Here is a 17,950-nt window from a genome sequence, read left to right on the forward strand (position 1 = left end):
CATATGTCCCACATGTGGATACATTTCCGTTTTTTGCGAGAAGGATGCACCGGACTGCCCGCGACCCGCTCCGTCCCCCGGATCCGACGCCGCCGGACCGGGGGTCATCGCCGAGGACTCACCGGAGGGTTGAGGTCATCCCGCCGCTCCGCGGGCGGCGGCGACGAAGCCGGCGATGAGCCGGGCGTCCTTGACCCCGGGCGCCGTCTCCACTCCGCTCGACACGTCCACTCCCCACGGGCGGGCGGCGGCGATCGCCCCGGCCACGTTCGACGGGTCGAGACCTCCGGCGAGCATCCAGCGGCCCGACGGGCGTCCGCGCACCGCGGCCCAGTCCCACGGCTCACCCGAGCCCGGCCGGGGTGCGTCGACGATGAGCAGGTCCTCGTCGAAGGCGCCGCAGCGCAGGTCCACGCCCGCGGCCCCGGCGCGCACCAGTGTGACGCCGAGGTCGCGCAGCGCGGTGAAGTCCCCGTGCGGATGGTCGCCGTGCAACTGGACCGCGCGGACTCCCGAGGCCAGCGCGGCCGCCCGCACCTGCTCGGCGCTCTCCCCCGCGAACACCGCCACGGTCAGCACGTGCGGGGGCACCGCCGCGGCCAGCTCCCGCGCCCGCTCGGGGCTGATGCGCCGGGAGCTGCGGGTCAGGACGAAACCGATCGCGTCCGCGCCCGCCTCGACGGCGGCCGCCACATGTCCGGGCTCGCGCAGCCCGCAGATCTTCACGTACACCCTGCGCAGGGTAGCGGCAGCGCCGGGCCCGGCGGGAAACGCGGGGCGGCCGGACCGCCCGGTTCTGGCATCCGGCGGTCTGCGGGATGTATGGTGCGATTCCCCTTCACAGGGCCAGCCGGGAAGATCTGACGACGGTCGAGGATACGTGGTCGACGAACTGGCGGGGGCGTTCCTCCGACAGCACCGCCGCTACACAAGCCGCCAGGTGGCCGCGATGGCCGGGATACCGATGTATCGCGCGCGGCGGTTCTGGCGCGCCTTCGGCTTCGCCAACGTCGCCGACGACGAGGTGGAGTTCACCGACTCCGACGTCGAGGCGCTCCTGACACTGATCGGCCTGGTGCGCGACGGGACCTACGACGAGGAGCACGCGCTCCTGGTGGTCCGGTCGCTGGGCAGGGCCACCGCCCGGCTCGCGGAGTCGCAGGCCGTGATCGGCGTCGAGGCGCTCGACCAGGCCGGGGTTCCCCGCGAGGAGCGTGCGGACACCTGGCGTGCGCGGGCCGATCGGGTGGTGCCGGACCTGGAGCGGCTCCTGGTCTACGCATGGCGGCGGCAACTGGCCGCCGCCGCGGGGCGCGTCGTCGACCAGGAGACGGCCACCGTACGGCTGGCCGTGGGCTTCGCCGACCTGGTGGGGTTCACCCGGCTGAGCCGTCAGATCCCCGAGAAGGAGCTGGCGGCTCTCGTCGAGCGGTTCGAGGGCCGCTCGGCCGACGTCGTCGCCTCCTCCCAGGGCCGGGTGGTGAAGACGCTCGGCGACTCGGTGCTGTTCGTCGCCGACACCGCCGCCGAGGCCGCCGACATCGCCCTGCGGCTCGTGGAGGTCCACGCCCGTTCCAGGGGAATGCCCGCGCTGCGGGTGGGGCTCGCGATCGGCCAGGTGATCGGCCGTATGGGCGACGTGTTCGGCACCACGGTCAATCTGGCCAGCAGGCTCACCGCCCTCGCCGCCACCGGCACCGTGCTGGTCGATCCGGCGATGGCGGAGGAACTGGCCGGCGACGGCGCGTTCGTGCTCCGGCCGGTGGACCGCCTCGTCGTCCGGGGACTGGGCGAGCTGGTGCCCTCCACCGTGGCCAGGAGCTGACCGGCCGCGCCGGAAGCCCGTCCCGCCGGCGATCCGGCGGGACGGGGCGACGAGGGAGCGTGGGGGGAGGAGGCCTCCCGTGCCGCCGGCTCGGCCGGGCTCAGCCGGCGAGGAGGGCGTCCATCTGGCCGACCGCCTGCTGCAGGCCCTCGGCCATGCCCATCTCCATGAGCCGGTCCATCTGCTCGCGGGAGTCGAAGGCCGACCGCATCTCCATCCGGGTGCCGCCGGCGTTCCCGGTGAGCCGCATCCGTATCGTGGTGGTCGGCATGTCGGCGACCGGCTTGCCGTCCTCGTCGGCGAAGCCGTCGAGGAACTCCAGTGACTCCGGCGGGCTGACCGAGGTGATCCGCCACCAGCCGTGGAGCCTTCCGCCGTCCGGGCCCGTCATGAAGTAGGCGACGTCGCCTCCCGGGGTCAGGTCGTGCTCCTGCACGGTCGCCGGATAGGCCGGCGGCCCCCACCAGCGCTCCAGTTGCCGCGGGTCGGCCCACAGCTGCCACACCCGATCGACCGGCGCGTCGAAGTCGGCGACCAGGGTGAGGGTCAGGTTGTCGAAGTCCTTGTCGATGCTGGTGACGCTCATTTCTCCTGCCCTTTCGTCGGACTGTCTTCTCCGGGCTCGGGGTCCTGCCCGAGCAGGCGTGCCATGCGGTCCACCCGCCCGCGCCAGGTCGCCTCGAGTTCGTCGAGAACGCGCCGTGCCCGCCGTACGGCCTCGGGGGCGGTACGCACGAGCTGCTCCCGCCCGTGGCGCCGCTTGGTGACCAGGCCGGCCCGCTCGAGCACCGCGACGTGTTTCTGCACCGCCGCGAAACTCATCGGATAGGCCTGGGCCAGTCGTGACACCGACAGCTCATCCCGCATGCAGCGGCGGACGATGTCGCGACGGGTGGCGTCGGCCAGTGCGTGGAACAGGTGGTCTGCGGCCTCGTCTGCCGACCCATATACAACCATTTAGTTGTATGTTAGCGCGGATCCGGCTCGTTGTGAAGCGACTCACCCGTGCGGCGAGGTCTCCGGTCACATCCCCGCCAGGGAGGGCCCGAATCGATTCGGCCGGCACCGGCATGCGGGAGGCCCGGCATGCGGGCGGACGATCCTGCGGGCCCGGAGCGCGCCCGACGCGGCGGTCGTCCGGGAACGGCCCTCGGGCGGGCCGGGATGGGCGCGCCGATCGAGGCCTCGCCGTGCCGGTGAGCTGTGCGGGCTCCGCTTATTTCGATTTGAGGCGGAAGACGGCCATCTGGTCGACCTTAAGGACTCCCTTTCTGGCATAAGCGGGGTTAGATTCACATTGATCCACCCCTCTTACTCCTTGAAAAGACCGAAGAGAGGCCCGACAGCGAGAACCGCGACCGCGGTCACGGCTGCGGCGGTGATCCTCATGCCGGCCGCCGTACGACCCCCCGGATGCCGCCGACCACGCCGGCACCGGTCCGCCTCCGCTGACCGGCGGCGAGGCCGTCCTCCCGCCCACGAACCAGGAGATTTCGCATGTGCTACGGCTACGGCCCCAGCAGGAGGTCCCTGCTCGCCGCGGGCCTCGGACTGGGAACGGCCGCCCTCGCCGCCGGCTCCCCCGCCGCCGCGGCCGCGCCGCACCACCCCGGCAGGGACCGCGTCCCCCCGGGCCGGATCAGCATCCAGCTCTGGACCGTACGCGACGACCTCGCCCGGGACTACGACGCCACCCTCGCCTACCTGGCCGAGACCGGCTATCCGAGAGTCGAGCTCGCGCTCGGCTACTTCGGCCGTACGGCGCGGCAGCTCCGCTCCTTCCTCGACGGCCTCGGCATCCGCGCCAGTTCCAGCCACGACGGCATCAGCCCCGACGACGCCGCACTGGAGACCAAGATCGCCAACGCGGTCACCCTCGGCCAGTCCTACCTCGTCGTGCCCTACCTGAACTCCACCAGCGAGGACGAGTGGAAGGCATGGGCCGAACGAATGAACGTGGAGGCGGAGACCGCCCGCAAGGCGGGCCTGCGGTACGGCTACCACAACCACGCCCACGAGTTCACGACCGATCTCGGAGGTGGCAGGACGCCGTGGGACGTGCTCACCGCCGAGCTCGACCCGCGTCTCGTCCACCTGGAGATCGACATCTACTGGGCGGTCACCGGAGGGGTCGGGCGGGGGGCGGCCGACCCGGTGCGCTTCGCGATCGACGTCATCCGCGAGGCGCCGCAGCGCGTGCTGCAGTTCCACGTCAAGGACCGCCACCTGGACGGCGACATGGCCGACCTCGGCACCGGCACCATCGACTTCCGGCGGATCTTCGACGCCCATCGGGTGAAGGAGTACATCGTCGAGAACGACACCCCCGACGTGACTCCCCGGCGTACGGCGGAGGTCGGGCACCACTACCTGCGGAGGGTGAGGTTCTAGGGTCCTGGGGCCGGGCCGGCTACAGGACGGGGAGACCTCCGCGCACGTGCGGGCCCGCCGCCGTCAGCCGGGGATCCGGGCCGCTCCGGCTCAGCGTCCAGGGGCCGTCTCCCTTGATGACGATGAGGAACGTCCCCTCCGGCAGCGTCTCCTGGACCTCGCAGGTGCCGATCTCGTTGGCCAGCAGGGACGAGTCGTTCTCACCGGCGCCTTCGACGATGAAGTTGCTCTCACCGGTGAAGGCCGAAGTGATCTTTTCGGATCCTTCGGCCTTCTGGTGCAGTTGGAGGACGGCGTCTCCGGAACCGGTGATGCGCGGGCCTTTCCACACCGGAGCGGACGAGGGCGGATGCAGTGTGATCCGCCAGGGCCCCTGGGCGGTGACGCTCAGGGCGGTGATCTCCTCCTCCGCCTCCAGGTTGTAGAACCGGGTGCCGTGATGGTCGTCCTCCCCCTGGGCGAGGAACTCGACGTCGTCGCCGGAGGCGTCGACGCTCCGCACGATGAAGCTTCCCGTGCCGCGTGCCCCTACGGTGATGAGGCCGATCTCGCCGGTCGGCTCGATGGGGATCACCTTGTCGCCCGATCCCTTGAAGTGCTCCGTCGTGGTCCGATGCGTCCGCGGCCGTTCCGCCTCCTCGGCCGCGGCGAGAGGAGAGGGCGCCGGAGCGGAGGAAGGCGGGGTGGAGGAAGGTGCCGCGCCTCGGGGGACATCGGGGGTGATCGTGCATCCGGTGGGGCCGAGCATCAGTGCGAGGGCGGCGAGGGCGGACAGGGCGCGCATGATGTGGCTCCGGTACGGGGATCGGGGCGGTCCGTCGGCTGCGAGAACGGTCCGCCGGCTGGGCGGGCACCTGCGGTGCGGCGGCATCAACAGGCTCCATGGGGCTTTAGATCCTATATGTTCTCTTTGTATAGAATCTTCCGTTGAATTTACCTTTGCCCGCAATGTCCTGCCGACCGGCTGCCGGGTCCTGTGGTATCCAGTTCTTCTCGGCCCCGGGAACCGGTCCCACGGGTCGGCCGACGATGAGCAAGGATCACGCAGTGACGCTTGACGCCCAGCGCGCGCACATTCTCTCGGGCCGGATGTACAACGACCTCACCGACGAACTGGTCCAGGCGCGGCGGCGTACCGTGCTGCTGACCACCGAGTACAACAACAGTTTCGGGCAGCCGCAGCACGAGCGGGAAGCGATCTTGCGTCGCCTGCTGCGCGAGGTCGGAGCGGGCTGCCACTTCGAGCCGACGTTCCGCTGCGAATTCGGGTTCAACATCAGCATCGGCGACCACTTCTACGCCAACTTCGACTGCATCATGCTGGACGGCGGCGGCATCACCATCGGCCACCACGTGCTCTTCGGTCCCCGCGTCGGCATCTACACCAGCAACCACGCCCTCGACGCCGCCGAACGCGCCGCCGGCGCCTGCCACGCCAAGCCGGTGACGATCGGCGACCGCGTCTGGATCGGCGGCGACGTCACCATCAACCAGGGCGTGACGATCGGCGACAACACGATCATCGGTTCCGGCAGTGTGGTCACCCGCTCGATCCCCTCCGACGTCATCGCCGTCGGCTCCCCCGCCCGGGTGCTGCGCACGATCACCGAGGCGGACAAGAGCGGCTACCGGCCCTGACCTCCGGAACCGGCCTGTGGTCCGCGGCCGGGCGCCGGTGATTCATCCATCATCCTGTACGGCTCGCGCGCCCGGCCGCCCCGGCACGAGGGAGATCCCGGGAATGTCGGTGACCGTCAGTAGCATCAGCGCATCGATGATGAGGAGGCCGCCGTGATCCCCACACTGATCATCCCGATCCTGGTGACGACCGACCTGCCGCCGGACGCGGATCTGGCCCTGTTCGGGCGGCACCTCGCCGACGCGGTCACCGTGCTCCGCCCGTCCTCGGGCCCCGCCTATCTCGGGCGTCTCGAGGGACGGGCGTTCTGGCTGGACCGGCCGGCGCCCCCGGCCGGGCCCGGCCGGCCGGCACCGGCCGCCGAGCAGTTGCGCTTCGCCGCGCTGCTCGGCTTCCTGACGGCCGCCGCCCCGTCCGGGGCCTCGGCCAGGGACGTGCTGGCCGACGCCCGGGCAGCGGTCACGGCCGCCGTCGCCGCCGGCTACGGCCACCTCGGCAGCCCGCCCGCGGTGCTGGCGATCGGTGCCCAGGACGTGCGCGAGCGCACCCCGCACGGCGCGGTGCCCGCCGTGGCCACCGATCCCGCTCTGCGACGGGTGCGAGCCGCTCACATGCTGGCCGGATAGACGCCCGGCCGCCCCCGCCCCCGCCCCCGCCACCGTCTGGGCGTCGTGGAGGCCGTCGACGGCTGCGGCTGCCTGCTGCGCGTCGGCGCCGCGACTCCGTCGGAACTGGTCTGGATGATCACTTCAGTGGACGCCGGCCTCACTGGCCGGAGGTTCGGCCCGCACCGCGCGTGCGGGACCCCTTCGGCTTCCTGTTTCACCGGGCCCCGCCCTCCGCTCCCCGCGCTCGCTCACGTGGTCCACGCCGGGGTGGGGCCGTCGCCGTGGCGGCCTGCCGCCGCTGTCCGGGTGGTACTCGAAGTGCCACCACTCGTTGTCGTAGATGCGGTAGAGGTCGTAGCGGGCGCCGTGCTCCTCGAGCCAGCGCGCGCCCTCGTGGGGGCGCACGTCCAGCGCGATGCCCTTGACGTGGTTGGATTCCGCCGGCGGTGACACGAGCATCCGTGCCGAGGCCGGGGAGCCGGAGCGGCGCACCTCCTCGTCGAACATCCGTTGTTGAACGAGGGGATCGCGGTATCCCGACGTGAGGCCGATGAGCTGGCCGTGACGCCAGAGCGCCTCGGTGCGCGCCGCGGTGAACGCCGCCAGGGCGCCGTCGGCGAGCCCGGTGAGGTCCTCGGCGGGGAATCGCATCCGCAGCGCCCAGCGGCAGGCCAGCTCGCGGGCGCGGCCGGGACGGCGGACGAACGCCGCGGGCAGCAGGAGCACGGCGAGCACCAGCGTGACCGCGGCGAACAGCCGGTCTCGGGGCCGGGCCGGGATGGTACGTGGTTCGTTCATGACGAACTACCATTGGCGCCGAATGTGCGCGCGTGATTCGCTGCATGTCACGGTTCATCGACGACGGCCACCCCCCGGCGCGGCCGTGACACGACCATGACACGGCGTGGACGAGGCGGGGACACGGCCGGCCGACAGTGGATGGGTCGACCGGTGGGCGAGTTACGGAGCGTGTTGTGATACTCGGCGTGTCGCGGGTGTTGTTGATCGAGGACGACCCGGCCGTGCGGGAGGGCCTCGAGCTGGCCCTGACCCGGCACGGGCACCGGGTGCACGCGGTGGAGTCCGGAGAGCAGGGGCTGGACCGGCTGCGTGCGGACCTGCCCAACGTCGTCGTGCTCGATCTGATGCTGCCCGGCATGGACGGGTTCGAGGTCTGCCGCCGCATCCGGGCCGCCGGTGAGGTGCCGATCATCATGCTGACCGCGCGCGGCGACGACGTGGACGTGGTGGCCGGGTTGGAGGCGGGCGCCGACGACTACGTGGTCAAGCCGGTGCAGCCCAGGGTGCTCGACGCACGCATCCGCGCGGTACTGCGGCGGATCGGCCGGGACCAGGCGGAGCTGGAGCGGCACGGGGACCTGACCATCGATCGGGCCGGGCTGGTGGTCTCCAACCGCGGAGTGCCGGTCAACCTCGCTCCGACCGAGCTGCGCCTGCTGCTCGAGCTCTCCGGCACGCCGGGCCGGGTGCACAGCCGCCAGCAGCTGCTGGAGTCGGTGTGGGAGCACGGGTATTTCGGCGACTCGCGTCTCGTGGACGCGTGCGTGCAGCGGTTGCGCGCGAAGATCGAGGACGACTCGACGGCGCCCGTCTACGTGCAGACGGTTCGTGGGTTCGGGTACCGGTTCGGGCCGGTGTGAATCTCCGGTGACACCTCGGCCGATCCTGGGGCTGCGTGCCCGGTTGCTGTTCGCGTTCGCGCTGCTGTGCGTGGTCACCGCGGCGGCGGTGGCCGGCGGGATCTACGTACAGGCCCGCAACGACATCCTGCAGCGGACCCAGGACGCCGCGGTGCAGGCGATGAGAAGCCGCCTGGAGGCGGTCTTCCCGTTGCGGAATCCGGCGCCGGGCCCGGCCGAGCTCGACGAGATCGCCCGCATCGCGACCGACGGGGACATCCCCGCGATCGCCGTCTACCACGGGACGCGCTCACGGGCCGGCGTGCCGCTGCCGCCGCCGGAGCGCCGGAGTCCGGGCGACCCCCCGCCGGAGCCCCGGAGTCCGGGCAGGAAAGCGCGGGTCCTGGAACTCGGGGCGATTCCACCGGAGCTGCGGCGGATGGTGGCCGGCGGCGACATCGCGTGGCAACGCGTGGTGTGGCGGGACGAGCCCGTTCTGATCATCGGCACGCCGTTGCTGATCACCGAGCGGGACCGGGCGACGCGGATGTCCGGCATCGAGGTCTACGTCGCGCGCAGCCTGCTTCCCGAACAGCGCAGCATCGACGGCCTCGCCGCACGCGCCTGGCTCATCGGCGGGGCGGTCCTGGCGTTCGCGGTCGTCCTGGCGTTGCTCGCCACCCGCGGCGTGCTGCGCCCGGTGCGCGAGCTCGGCCGGGCGGCACGCCTGCTGGGCGAGGGCGAGCTGCGGACCAGGATCGCGGTCCGCGGCTCCGACGAGCTGGCCGACGTGGCACGCACGTTCAACGACACCGCCGAGGAGCTGGAACGGCACGTCAGGCAACTGCGCGAGATGGAGGCCGACGCCCGCCGGTTCGTGGCCGACGTGTCACACGAGCTGCGCACCCCGCTGGCCGCGCTCACCGCGGTCGCCGACGTCCTCGACGAGGAGGCGGACCGGCTGCCCGAGCCCGTCGGCAGGGCCGCCAGGCTGGTCAGCCAGGAGACGCTCAACCTCACCGGGCTGGTGAACGACCTCATCGAGATCAGCAGGTTCGACTCCGGCGTCGCGGCCCTCGCGCTGAACGAGGTCGACGTGGCCGAGCTGGTGCGCGCGACCCTGCGCGCCCGGGGCTGGACGGAGCCGGTGCACACCGAGCTTCCGCCCGCGGTGACGGCACGGCTGGACCCGCGCCGAGTGGACGTCATCCTCGCCAACCTGGTCGGCAACGCCCTGCGGCACGGCGGGCCGCCGGTGTCGGTACGGCTGTCGGCCGACCCGCACTGGATCGCTCTGGAGGTCCGCGACCACGGACCGGGGCTGGACGAAGCGGTGCTGCCGCACGTGTTCGACCGGTTCTACAAGGCCAGCGCGGCCAGGGCCAGATCCGAGGGCAGCGGTCTCGGCCTCGCCATCGCGCGGGAGAATGCGCGCCTGCACCGGGGCGGCCTCACCGTCGCCAACGCCCCGGACGGCGGCGCCGTGTTCACGCTGCGCCTGCCACGGCGGGCACACGGTCCGGACGGAGGCCCCGAGTGAGGACCGGGTTCACCCGCCGCGCGCTCGCCGCGGGCCTCGCATCGCTCGTCGCCGTGTCCGGCTGCGGTGTGCGGCCCAGCGACGCCATCTCCGCCGGCGACCCGCCGAGCGGGGCCGTCGCACCGCCCTTGAAGATCACCCTCTACCTGGTGAAGGACGGCCGGCTCAGCGCGGTGACGCGGCCCGGTCGCCGGCTGTCCGCAGCGGACACGCTCGCGCTGCTGGCGGCCGGGCCCACCGCGGGGGAACGGGCGCGCGGGCTCACCACCGGCGTCCCGCCCGAAGCCGGTCCGTTCTCGGTGACCGCCGAGCCGGCAGGCCACCTGGTGGTGACCGCGTCCGCTCCGGCCGGCGGACTTCCCGCGCTGGCCGTCGAGCAGATCGTGTGCACGGCCGCCGCCACGGCGCCGGAAAGCCCTGTCCAGGTCACCGTCGTCGGTGCCGGGCAGAGCGTCGGCCCCCGGAACTGCCCGGGGTGACGGGCAGCGGCCCGCCTCCGGTCCGCCGGCGCGGTCGCGCTGCGGAACTCGAAATACCTGGCGGTCGCAGTCAGTGGGGGGAGGCCGCCAGGTCCAGGCCGGCCGGCGTGCGCCACCACACCAGCGCCGCCGCGACCGCCATCAACACCGCGCCCCAGCCGCTGGTCAGCACCAGCGAGTCGCTGAAGGCCTGCTGGACCTGGAGCGCGAGTGCCGCGTCCCGTGTCGTGGCCGCGACCTCCAGTGCGGTCCCGAGCGACTCCGGTGTGCCCGGCGGCACCTGGCCGCGGTACAGCGCGGCGGCCACGCTGCCCAGCACCGCGACCCCGAGCGTGCCGCCCACCTCGTAGCTGGTCTCCTCGATCGCGGCGGCGCTGCCCGCCTTCTCCGCGGGCGAGCCCGACATGATCACGGCGGAGGCGATCGCCAGAGCGCCCATGCCCGCGCCGATGAGCAGCAGCGCCACCGCGACCGAGGGGTAGCCCAGCGGCAGCAGATACACCAGGGCGAAGCCCGCACCGGACACCAGCAGCCCGCCGGACAGGACCGTCCGCGCGCCGATCCGGGACGCCAGTGCGGGAGCGAGCGGTGAGCAGATGCCCGCGCCGACGGCCATCGGCAGCAGCCGCACCCCCGTCTCCAGCGGCGAGTAGCCCTGCACGAGCTGCATCCACTGGGCAAGGAGCAGTGCCATCGCGGCCATCGCGATCGACGTGGTCAGCGCCGTGATCGTGCCGGAAGTGAACGCCCCGTTGCGGAACAGCCGCAGATCCAGCAGCGGATCGCTTCGGCGCAGGCAGCGCCGGGTGAACCAGGCGAGCGCGACCGCTGCGACCGCCGCGGTGGCGGACGTCCAGATGTCCAGGCCCTCCTTGGCCCCATGCTTGATCGCATACGCCAGGGCGACCATTCCCACCACCGACAGCACCGCGCCCGCGGCGTCCCAGCGCCCCGGGTCCGGATTGCGGGACTCGGGCAGCAGGATCAGCCCGGCCACCACGGCGACCACCATGACCGGGACGTTGACCAGGAAGGCCGCGTGCCAGCTGAAGCTCTCCAGCAGCAGGCCGCCGACGATCGGGCCGAGCGCGCCGCCGAGCGAGGCCATCGCCGCCCAGATGCCCAGGGCGGTGGCCCGCTCGCGGGCATCGGTGAACAGGGTACGGATCATCGACAGGGTGGACGGCATGATCATCGCGCCGCCGACGCCCAGCAGCGCCCTGACGGCGATCACGTCGGCGGAGCTGTCGGCTCCCATCACGGCGGCCGAGGCCAGGCCGAACAGCGCGAAGCCGGTGAGCAGCATCTTCTTTCGGCCCCACCGGTCGCCCAGTGCGCTGACCGTGACCAGCAGACCTGCCACGACCAGGGAGTAGATGTCGACCATCCACAGCAGCTCGACCGCGCCGGGACGAAGCTCCGCGGAGATCCCGGGCAGGGCCACGTTGAGGATGGTCATGTCCATGACGACCAGCAGCAGGCTGGCCGACAGGACCGTCAGGCCGGCCCAGCGCCTGGTAGAGGGTGCGGGGGGTGCGGTTGCCGTCGGTGTCATGAGATCCCCTTGAGGAAGGTGCCGAGAAACAGGTGCGGCACGTCCCGCTGGGCCACATCACCGCGGCGCACGCTTTCCCTGACCGCCACGAGCAGGGCGAAGACGACGGTGCTGACCCATCGCGACGGCAGGTCGGCGCGGATCAGTCCGGCCCGCTGGCAGGCGGCCAGGAACTCCACCTCGCGCTCCTCGATCTCGTCGGAGCGGCGCATCAGGTCGGCCGGGAGCGTGTGCTCGGTGAGGAGGAAGCCGTGCTCGTGGCAGATGGCGACCTCGCCGTGCAGCAGGGCCTGGAGAGTCTCCCGCAGGCGGGCCGGGTCTGCGGAAGCGGTCGCCTCGGCGATGCCCGCCTCCTGCTGGACGCGTTCCCAGTCCTCCAACGCCCGCCAGCCCAGCGCGGTCACCAGCTCGTCGCGGCCGGTGAAGTGCCGGTGCAGGGTGGCGCGGCTGATGCCGGCGGCTGCGGCGATCTCCGCCATGGAGGCGGCCGGCGTGGTGTTGAGGTGCTGGATCGCCGCTGTGATGATCTGCTCACGACTCACCGCCATGAAACATCTCCGTCTTAATTGAGACTTATTTGTCTCATTGTATGACGGTGTCGACGTGGTCGGAACGGCCTCCGCACGTTTCGCCAGCCCATGGAGAAGATCTCCGCGGTGCGGGACGTGTGCCGCGCCAACCGGGGTTTCATGCTCGGAGCCGTCTGCGAGATGCCCCTGGCCGGGGTTCGCCGGTTCCTCGGCTGTCGCCCTCACCCACGCGTGCTCCGACAATGTCCGAAGAGGAGCGGGACCCGCCGCGCCCCGCGCCGGTCAGGCCAGGCAGCGCAGCTCGGCTCTGAGCTCGGGGTCGCGCGCGCTGTCGAGCATCCGGTCGAGCGGGTGGTCGGCCGGCAGCCGGCCGACCGTGGCCTCGACGAACACCGGGGCCGGCACCTGCGCGCTCGCCCCGTGCGAGCACACCCAGATCCGCTCGGCGGTCACCTCGACCTGGACCTCCGGGCTGTGCTCGGCGAGCGCGAACACGCCCACCTCGGTCCGCCACCAGACCCGGTGGTCGAACTCGTCGTCCCCCACGGGCGCGCCCACGTCGTCAGCGTGGGTGGCGTATTCGGAGGCGTAGTGGAAGGCCTGCAGGCCCGCCGGGTACGGCCCGGCCGAGGTCGTCAGCAGCGCGTCGCGGCCCAGGGCGCGCATGCGGCGGCGCGTCTCGCCGTTGCGGTGCCGCCACTCGGCGAGCACCTCCTCGACGGCCGCGTCCCGGCGGTGCCGTACGCACCAGTCGTTGAAGCCGGCCACGCCGTCCTGGACGCCCTCGCGTTCCAGCATCGCGTGGAACCCGCCGAGGTCGTCGTCCAGGACGGCGTGGTTGTACAGTTCCTCTCCCTCGAGGTGGGCCAGGACGTCGCGGACCGACCAGCCGGTGCAGCGGGAGGGCCGGTTCCAGCCTGCGGCGTCGAGGTGCGAGAAGTGACGGCTCAGCCGCTCCGCCTCCGTGTCGAAGAGATCGAACGGATTGATATGTGGCAATATGTCCGTTTCTCTGGTCATGTCAGAGGTGATACCCCCGAATACCGTTCCGGAACGGCGCCGGCGCCGTTCGCCCGGCGGCTCGCCGTACCCGACTCCCGGCGCAGCACGACGGGCGCCACGGCCAGGCCGAGCACGGCCCAGGCCCCCAGCGCTGCGGCGGTCTGCAGGTGCCGCCAGGATTCGGAGTCGGCGGTCGAGTGCGACGGGCCCGGCGCCTGCACCGTCATCGCCCGACCCGACCGGCTCGCCAAGACACAGCGCCAGGCCCTCGGCCCCTTGCGATCGGCCCCTTGCGATAGAAGGCCCGGCGCTCCCGGGCCCCGCGGCCGCCGGGCCTGACGCCTAAGGGTCCAACTGGTCATCCTGGCCTACGAGAGCGGCATGGTCCGGCCCGGCGGCACGGCCCGCAGATGCGTCCATACCGTCCGGACGGTATGTTGATCGGGCCTGCCGGCGCGTGCGGTGGCGCCGAATCCGGCCGTCCGGCAGACCCGACGCACCTGCCGGACGGCGGACACGAGGAGCCCGATGCCCCCCACCCCGACCCTGCTGATCGCCAACCGCGGCGAGGTGGCCGTGCGCGTCGCGCGGGCGGCCGCCGACCTGGGCTGGCGCTCGATCGCGGTCCACTCCCCCGACGACGCCCGGTCGCTGCACGTGCTCCACGCCGACGAGGCGCGGCCCCTGCCCGGCCGGGGCGCCGCGGCGTACCTGGACGCGGAGGAGCTGCTGCGCGTGGCGGCCGAGACCGGTGCGACGCATCTGCACCCGGGGTACGGCTTCCTCAGCGAGAGCGCCGTGTTCGCCCGGCGCTGCGCCGAGGCGGGCATCGTCTTCGTCGGGCCCCCGGCGGCGACGCTGGAGGTGCTCGGCGACAAGACCGCCGCCCGCGCCCTGGCCGGACGGGCGGGGGTGCCCGTCGTCGCGGGTACGCGGGGGGCCGTCACGCTGGAGCAGGCCGAGGCGTTCATGGCCTCGCTGGACGGCGGCGCCGTGGTGCTCAAGGCGCTCGCCGGCGGCGGCGGCCGGGGCGTGCGGGTCGTCCGGGACCGGGCCGAGCTGGAGACGGCCTACACCGCCGCCCGTGCGGAGGCGCTGGCCGCCTCCGGTGAGGGGGGACTGTACGCGGAGGCGCTCGTCGAGGACGCGCGCCACATCGAGGTGCAGATCCTCGGCGACGGCCACCGGGTCGCCCACCTGTGGGACCGCGACTGCACCGTGCAGCGCCGCCACCAGAAGCTCCTGGAGCTCGCACCCGCCCCGGCCCTCGACCCCGGCCTGCGGGCACGGCTGCTCGACGCGGCCCTGCGGCTGGCCGGCGCCGTCCGGTACGCGGGGCTGGGCACGGTGGAGTTCCTCCTGCGGCCCGACGGCGAGTTCTTCTTCATCGAGGCCAACCCCCGCCTCCAGGTCGAGCACACCGTCACCGAGGAGCTGACCGGGGTCGACCTCGTGACCGCGCAACTGCGCCTGGCGCAGGGCGCCACGCTGCATGAGCTGGGCCTGCAGGACGGCCTCGACCCCGCGCTCCCTCCCCCGCCCGGCTGCGCCGTCCAGCTCCGCGTCACGATGGAGGAGCTGTCGCCCGACGGCCGGGCGAGCGCCTCCGGCGGGACGCTGCGCGCCTTCGAACCGCCCGGCGGGCCCGGCCTGCGGGTCGACACCTTCGCCTACACCGGGTTCTCCCCCAGCCCGGGGTTCGACCCCCTGCTCGCCAAGCTGGTCGTCTCCCGCCCCGGGGGCGATCTGCCGGCGCTGCTGCGGCGGGCGGCGCGGGCACTGGCCGAGTTCCGCGTCGACGGCGTGGCGACCAACATCGCCCTGCTGCGCGCCGTACTCGAACGACCCGAGCTCCGCAGCGCCCGGGTGACGACGGGCTGGCTGGAGGCGCACCTGCCCGAGCTGATCACCGCAGGCCGGGCGCTGCCGCAGGGCCGCTACTTCACGGACCTCTGCTTCACGGACCGCGCACCGGAGGCCTCCGGCACGGCGGACGTCCCGCGGACCACAACGCCGGAGGGGACCCTGGCGGTCACCGCGCCCACGTCCGGTGTCGTGGCGGCGCTCGAGGTCGAGCCCGGCGCGCCGGTGCGCGCCGGCCGGCCGCTGGCGGTCCTGGAGGCCATGAAGATGCATTTCCCCGTCGAGGCGCCGGTGAGCGGGCGGGTTCACGAGCTGGCCGTCCGGATCGGCGACACCGTCGCCGCCGGCCATCCGCTGCTGTTCCTGCAGCCGCTCGGCGGCCAGGAGCCTGCCGGAGGCGCCGCCGCCGCGGACGCGCAGGACCTGGACCACATCCGCCCCGCCCTGCGGGAGGTGCAGGAGCGGTGGGCCCTGACACGGGACCCCGCACGGCCGGACGCGGTGGCCCGGCGCCGCGCACTGGGCCACCGCACCGCCCGCGAGAACGTGGCCGCCCTGCTGGACGACGGCAGCCTCACCGAGTACGGCGCCTTCACCGTCGCGGCCCAGCGCCGCCGCCGCAGCGAGGAGGAACTGCTGCGGCGCAGCCCGGCCGACGGCCTGATCACCGGGGTCGGCACGGTCAACGCCGAACTGTTCGGCCGGGAGACGACCTGCGCCGTGGCCGCCTACGACTACACCGTCCTCGCCGGCACCCAGGGGTTCAACAACCACCGGAAACTGGACCGGCTCATCGACCTGGCCGCGCGGTGGAAGTGGCCGCTGGTCCTGCTGGCCGAGGGCGGCGGGGGCCGTCCCGGTGACACCGACGCCACCTGGGCCTCGGCCCTGGACACCACCTCGTTCGTGCGTTTCGCGGCGCTGAGCGGCAGGGTGCCGCTCGTCGGCGTCGTCAACGGCCGCTGCTTCGCCGGGAACGCGGCGCTGCTGGGCTGCTGCGACGTCATCATCGCCACCCGCAGCACCACGCTCGGCATGGGCGGCCCCGCCATGATCGAAGGCGGCGGCCTGGGAACCTACGCCCCGGAGGAGATCGGCCCGGTGAGCGTGCAGGCGGCCAACGGCGTCTGCGACCTCGTGGTCGACGACGAGGAGCAGGCGATCTCGGCGGCCCGGCGCTACCTGTCCTACTTCCAGGGCGACCTCGCCGACTGGTCGTGCGCCGACCAGCGCGAGCTGCGGTTCCTGCTGCCGGAGGACCGCAAACACGTCTACGACGTGCGCCGGGTGCTCACCACGCTCGCCGACGCCGGTTCCGTGCTCGAACTGCGGGCGGCCTTCGCCCCCGGGCTGGTCACGGCGCTGGCGCGTTTCGAGGGCCGGCCGTTCGGCGTCCTGGCCAACGACCCCGCCGTTCTGGGCGGGGCGATCACGGCGCAGGGCGCCGACAAGGCCGCCCGGTTCCTCAACCTGTGCGAGGCGCACCGGCTGCCGGTGCTCTCGCTGGTCGACACGCCCGGTTTCATGGTCGGGCCCGAGTCCGAGCGCGAGGCGGCCGTCCGGCACGTCTCCCGGATGTTCCTGCGGGCGGCGAAGCTGACCGTCCCGCTGTTCAGCGTGGCGCTGCGCAAGGGCTACGGGCTGGGCGCCCAGGCCATGACGGGCGGCGCCTTCCATTCCCCGGCGCTGAACGTGTCCTGGCCCACCGGAGAGTTCGGCGGCATGGGGCTGGAGGGCGCCGTCCGGCTGGCGATGCGCCGTGAACTGGAGGCCGTCGCCGACCCCGGCGAACGCGAGCAGGCCTTCCGGGACATGGTCGCCCTCGCCTACGACCAGGGCCGGGCCGTCAACGTCGCGGCGCATCTGGAGATCGACGCGGTGATCGACCCCGCCGAGACCCGGGCATGGCTGAGCCGCGCCCTGCGCGCCTCGCCCGTGCCGCCCGGTGAGGACGGCGGTCTGTTCGTCGACGCCTGGTGACCGCACCCGGCGGTTCCCGGGACGCACCCCGCCCTTTCTTTTATGGGGTTATCTCCCGTTGAACAAGTAACCCCATAGGGGTTATAAATGGAGTCGAGTCCCCGGACGACCCCGGTGAACGACGGAGGGCGCCATGCCGAAGATCAACGTGTATCTCCCCGACGACCTGGCGGAAGCGGTCAGGAAGCTCGGCGTGCCGGTGTCCGCGATCTGCCAGCGGGCGCTGAAGCAGGCGGTGCGCCGGATCACCGCCATCCGGCAGACCACCCTGGAAGAGCTGGAATCCGGTGATCTGAGCGAACGGCTGCCGCGGTTCACCGCCCGCGCCCGCACCACCGTCAAACTGGCGATCGACCAGGCACGCGCCGAGGCCGCGCCGGCCGTCGGGACCGCGCACCTGCTCGCCGGCATGGTGACCGAAGGCCAGAACCTGGCGCTGCACGTCCTGCGCGCGATGGAGATCGACCCCGCCCAGGTGCGGCGCGAGCTGAGCCACCGGACGGCCCCCGAGACCGGAGCAACCGGCGACGGCTCCGTGGCGCACTTCAGCGGCCCCGCCGCCGGGGCACTCGAACTGGCGGTGACCGAGGCCACCGCATTGGGCCACAACTACGTGGGCTGCGAGCACCTGCTGATCGGCCTGGCCAGCGAGCCGGACGGCGCCGCCGGGCAGGTGCTGCGAGAGCTGGGAGCCGAACCCCGGCCGACCCGCCGGGCCGTGACCGCGGCCCTGGCCGGCTACGTGCACCTGCGTGCCCAGAGCCCGGCCGGCTCCGCCGCCCCGGCCGCCGATCCCGCACAAGCGCTGACCGCGGTCCTGCACCAGCACCTGCAGCCGCTCATCGCGCGCATCGAACGACTGGAGCAGCACGGCGACTCCGCCCCCCAGCGGTGAGCG

The 17,950-nt window shown here is 72.8% G+C and carries 18 protein-coding genes; 9 read left to right on the forward strand and 9 right to left on the reverse strand.

Going from position 1 to position 17,950, the window contains the following annotated elements:
• Positions 1-135: 135 nt before the first annotated feature.
• On the reverse strand, positions 136-732 hold the full coding sequence (locus FHS22_RS31995) for a phosphoribosylanthranilate isomerase (RefSeq protein WP_184947921.1): 597 nt from the start codon (positions 730-732) through the stop codon (positions 136-138).
• Between the two features lie 148 nt (positions 733-880).
• Here FHS22_RS31995 and FHS22_RS32000 point away from each other — a divergent pair, with 148 nt between their 5' ends.
• Positions 881-1,825: an adenylate/guanylate cyclase domain-containing protein gene (locus FHS22_RS32000; protein WP_184947922.1), complete on the forward strand. Its 945-nt coding sequence runs from the start codon at positions 881-883 to the stop codon at positions 1,823-1,825.
• A 100-nt stretch (positions 1,826-1,925) separates the two neighbouring features.
• Here the strand turns inward: FHS22_RS32000 and FHS22_RS32005 are convergent, their stop codons facing one another.
• Entirely contained in the window at positions 1,926-2,411 is a 486-nt protein-coding gene (locus FHS22_RS32005; protein ID WP_184947923.1) for an SRPBCC family protein, read from the reverse strand.
• Positions 2,408-2,782 carry an ArsR/SmtB family transcription factor gene (locus tag FHS22_RS32010; RefSeq protein ID WP_184947924.1) on the reverse strand — a complete coding sequence of 125 codons (375 nt, stop codon included), beginning with the start codon at positions 2,780-2,782 and terminating at the stop codon, positions 2,408-2,410. Before FHS22_RS32010 ends, FHS22_RS32005 begins: the two co-directional genes overlap by 4 nt.
• Positions 2,783-3,322: 540 nt before the next feature.
• Between FHS22_RS32010 and FHS22_RS32015 the strand changes: the two genes are divergently transcribed.
• Positions 3,323-4,216 carry a sugar phosphate isomerase/epimerase family protein gene (locus FHS22_RS32015; RefSeq protein ID WP_184947925.1) on the forward strand — a complete coding sequence of 298 codons (894 nt, stop codon included), beginning with the start codon at positions 3,323-3,325 and terminating at the stop codon, positions 4,214-4,216.
• Positions 4,217-4,235: 19 nt separating this feature from the next.
• Here the strand turns inward: FHS22_RS32015 and FHS22_RS32020 are convergent, their stop codons facing one another.
• Positions 4,236-5,000 (reverse strand): hypothetical protein, encoded by a 765-nt coding sequence (locus tag FHS22_RS32020; RefSeq protein WP_184947926.1) that lies wholly within the window; start codon positions 4,998-5,000, stop codon positions 4,236-4,238.
• 263 nt (positions 5,001-5,263) lie between these two features.
• Between FHS22_RS32020 and FHS22_RS32025 the strand changes: the two genes are divergently transcribed.
• Positions 5,264-5,854 carry a sugar O-acetyltransferase gene (locus FHS22_RS32025; RefSeq protein ID WP_221474382.1) on the forward strand — a complete coding sequence of 197 codons (591 nt, stop codon included), beginning with the start codon at positions 5,264-5,266 and terminating at the stop codon, positions 5,852-5,854.
• A gap of 153 nt (positions 5,855-6,007) precedes the next feature.
• Complete coding sequence (locus FHS22_RS32030; protein ID WP_184947928.1) at positions 6,008-6,481, forward strand: hypothetical protein; 474 nt, start codon at positions 6,008-6,010, stop codon at positions 6,479-6,481.
• Between the two features lie 123 nt (positions 6,482-6,604).
• Here FHS22_RS32030 and vanY-N read toward each other — a convergent pair whose 3' ends face one another.
• Positions 6,605-7,261, reverse strand: a complete 657-nt coding sequence (gene vanY-N, locus FHS22_RS32035) for a D,D-peptidase/D,D-carboxypeptidase VanY-N (RefSeq protein WP_184947929.1) — start codon at positions 7,259-7,261, stop codon at positions 6,605-6,607.
• A 188-nt stretch (positions 7,262-7,449) separates the two neighbouring features.
• Here vanY-N and FHS22_RS32040 point away from each other — a divergent pair, with 188 nt between their 5' ends.
• The 3 genes from FHS22_RS32040 to FHS22_RS32050 are packed head-to-tail and all read left to right on the forward strand — an operon-like array spanning position 7,450 to position 10,122.
• Positions 7,450-8,124 (forward strand): response regulator, encoded by a 675-nt coding sequence (locus tag FHS22_RS32040; protein WP_184947930.1) that lies wholly within the window; start codon positions 7,450-7,452, stop codon positions 8,122-8,124.
• Between the two features lie 7 nt (positions 8,125-8,131).
• Positions 8,132-9,643: a sensor histidine kinase gene (locus FHS22_RS32045; protein WP_184947931.1), complete on the forward strand. Its 1,512-nt coding sequence runs from the start codon at positions 8,132-8,134 to the stop codon at positions 9,641-9,643.
• Entirely contained in the window at positions 9,640-10,122 is a 483-nt protein-coding gene (locus tag FHS22_RS32050) for a hypothetical protein (RefSeq protein WP_184947932.1), read from the forward strand. The genes FHS22_RS32045 and FHS22_RS32050 overlap by 4 nt, the downstream gene beginning before the upstream one ends.
• 70 nt (positions 10,123-10,192) lie before the next feature.
• On the opposite strand, the gene FHS22_RS32055 is transcribed toward FHS22_RS32050, so the two are convergent.
• From FHS22_RS32055 to FHS22_RS32070, 4 genes are all read right to left on the reverse strand, one after another.
• The gene (locus tag FHS22_RS32055; RefSeq protein WP_184947933.1) at positions 10,193-11,677 is read right to left on the reverse strand and encodes an MFS transporter; all 1,485 of its coding nucleotides are present in this window, start codon (positions 11,675-11,677) and stop codon (positions 10,193-10,195) included.
• Entirely contained in the window at positions 11,674-12,225 is a 552-nt protein-coding gene (locus FHS22_RS32060; RefSeq protein WP_184947934.1) for a TetR/AcrR family transcriptional regulator, read from the reverse strand. The genes FHS22_RS32055 and FHS22_RS32060 overlap by 4 nt, the downstream gene beginning before the upstream one ends.
• Positions 12,226-12,489: 264 nt before the next feature.
• Complete coding sequence (locus FHS22_RS32065; RefSeq protein ID WP_184947935.1) at positions 12,490-13,227, reverse strand: maleylpyruvate isomerase family mycothiol-dependent enzyme; 738 nt, start codon at positions 13,225-13,227, stop codon at positions 12,490-12,492.
• Positions 13,224-13,436: a hypothetical protein gene (locus FHS22_RS32070; RefSeq protein ID WP_184947983.1), complete on the reverse strand. Its 213-nt coding sequence runs from the start codon at positions 13,434-13,436 to the stop codon at positions 13,224-13,226. Before FHS22_RS32070 ends, FHS22_RS32065 begins: the two co-directional genes overlap by 4 nt.
• A 301-nt stretch (positions 13,437-13,737) precedes the next feature.
• Between FHS22_RS32070 and FHS22_RS32075 the strand changes: the two genes are divergently transcribed.
• Together FHS22_RS32075 and FHS22_RS32080 are read left to right on the forward strand one after the other, a co-directional pair.
• Positions 13,738-17,052 carry an acetyl-CoA carboxylase family protein gene (locus tag FHS22_RS32075; RefSeq protein WP_184947936.1) on the forward strand — a complete coding sequence of 1,105 codons (3,315 nt, stop codon included), beginning with the start codon at positions 13,738-13,740 and terminating at the stop codon, positions 17,050-17,052.
• A 133-nt stretch (positions 17,053-17,185) separates the two neighbouring features.
• Complete coding sequence (locus FHS22_RS32080) at positions 17,186-17,947, forward strand: Clp protease N-terminal domain-containing protein (protein ID WP_184947937.1); 762 nt, start codon at positions 17,186-17,188, stop codon at positions 17,945-17,947.
• Positions 17,948-17,950: the final 3 nt, after the last annotated feature.

Source organism: Thiemannella venezuelensis (assembly GCF_014203605.1).
GTDB lineage: Bacteria > Actinomycetota > Actinomycetes > Streptosporangiales > Streptosporangiaceae > Planomonospora_A > Planomonospora_A venezuelensis.

Coding starts and splice junctions, on each gene's coding strand:
- FHS22_RS32005 (WP_184947923.1), bottom strand. CDS start 2,411: ATGAGCGTCACCAGCATCGACAAGGACTTCGACAACCTGACCCTCACC.
- FHS22_RS32010 (WP_184947924.1), bottom strand. CDS start 2,782: ATGGTTGTATATGGGTCGGCAGACGAGGCCGCAGACCACCTGTTCCAC.
- FHS22_RS32015 (WP_184947925.1), top strand. CDS start 3,323: ATGTGCTACGGCTACGGCCCCAGCAGGAGGTCCCTGCTCGCCGCGGGC.
- FHS22_RS32020 (WP_184947926.1), bottom strand. CDS start 5,000: ATGCGCGCCCTGTCCGCCCTCGCCGCCCTCGCACTGATGCTCGGCCCC.
- vanY-N (WP_184947929.1), bottom strand. CDS start 7,261: ATGAACGAACCACGTACCATCCCGGCCCGGCCCCGAGACCGGCTGTTC.
- FHS22_RS32055 (WP_184947933.1), bottom strand. CDS start 11,677: ATGACACCGACGGCAACCGCACCCCCCGCACCCTCTACCAGGCGCTGG.
- FHS22_RS32060 (WP_184947934.1), bottom strand. CDS start 12,225: ATGGCGGTGAGTCGTGAGCAGATCATCACAGCGGCGATCCAGCACCTC.
- FHS22_RS32065 (WP_184947935.1), bottom strand. CDS start 13,227: ATGACCAGAGAAACGGACATATTGCCACATATCAATCCGTTCGATCTC.
- FHS22_RS32070 (WP_184947983.1), bottom strand. CDS start 13,436: ATGACGGTGCAGGCGCCGGGCCCGTCGCACTCGACCGCCGACTCCGAA.
- FHS22_RS32075 (WP_184947936.1), top strand. CDS start 13,738: ATGCCCCCCACCCCGACCCTGCTGATCGCCAACCGCGGCGAGGTGGCC.
- FHS22_RS32080 (WP_184947937.1), top strand. CDS start 17,186: ATGCCGAAGATCAACGTGTATCTCCCCGACGACCTGGCGGAAGCGGTC.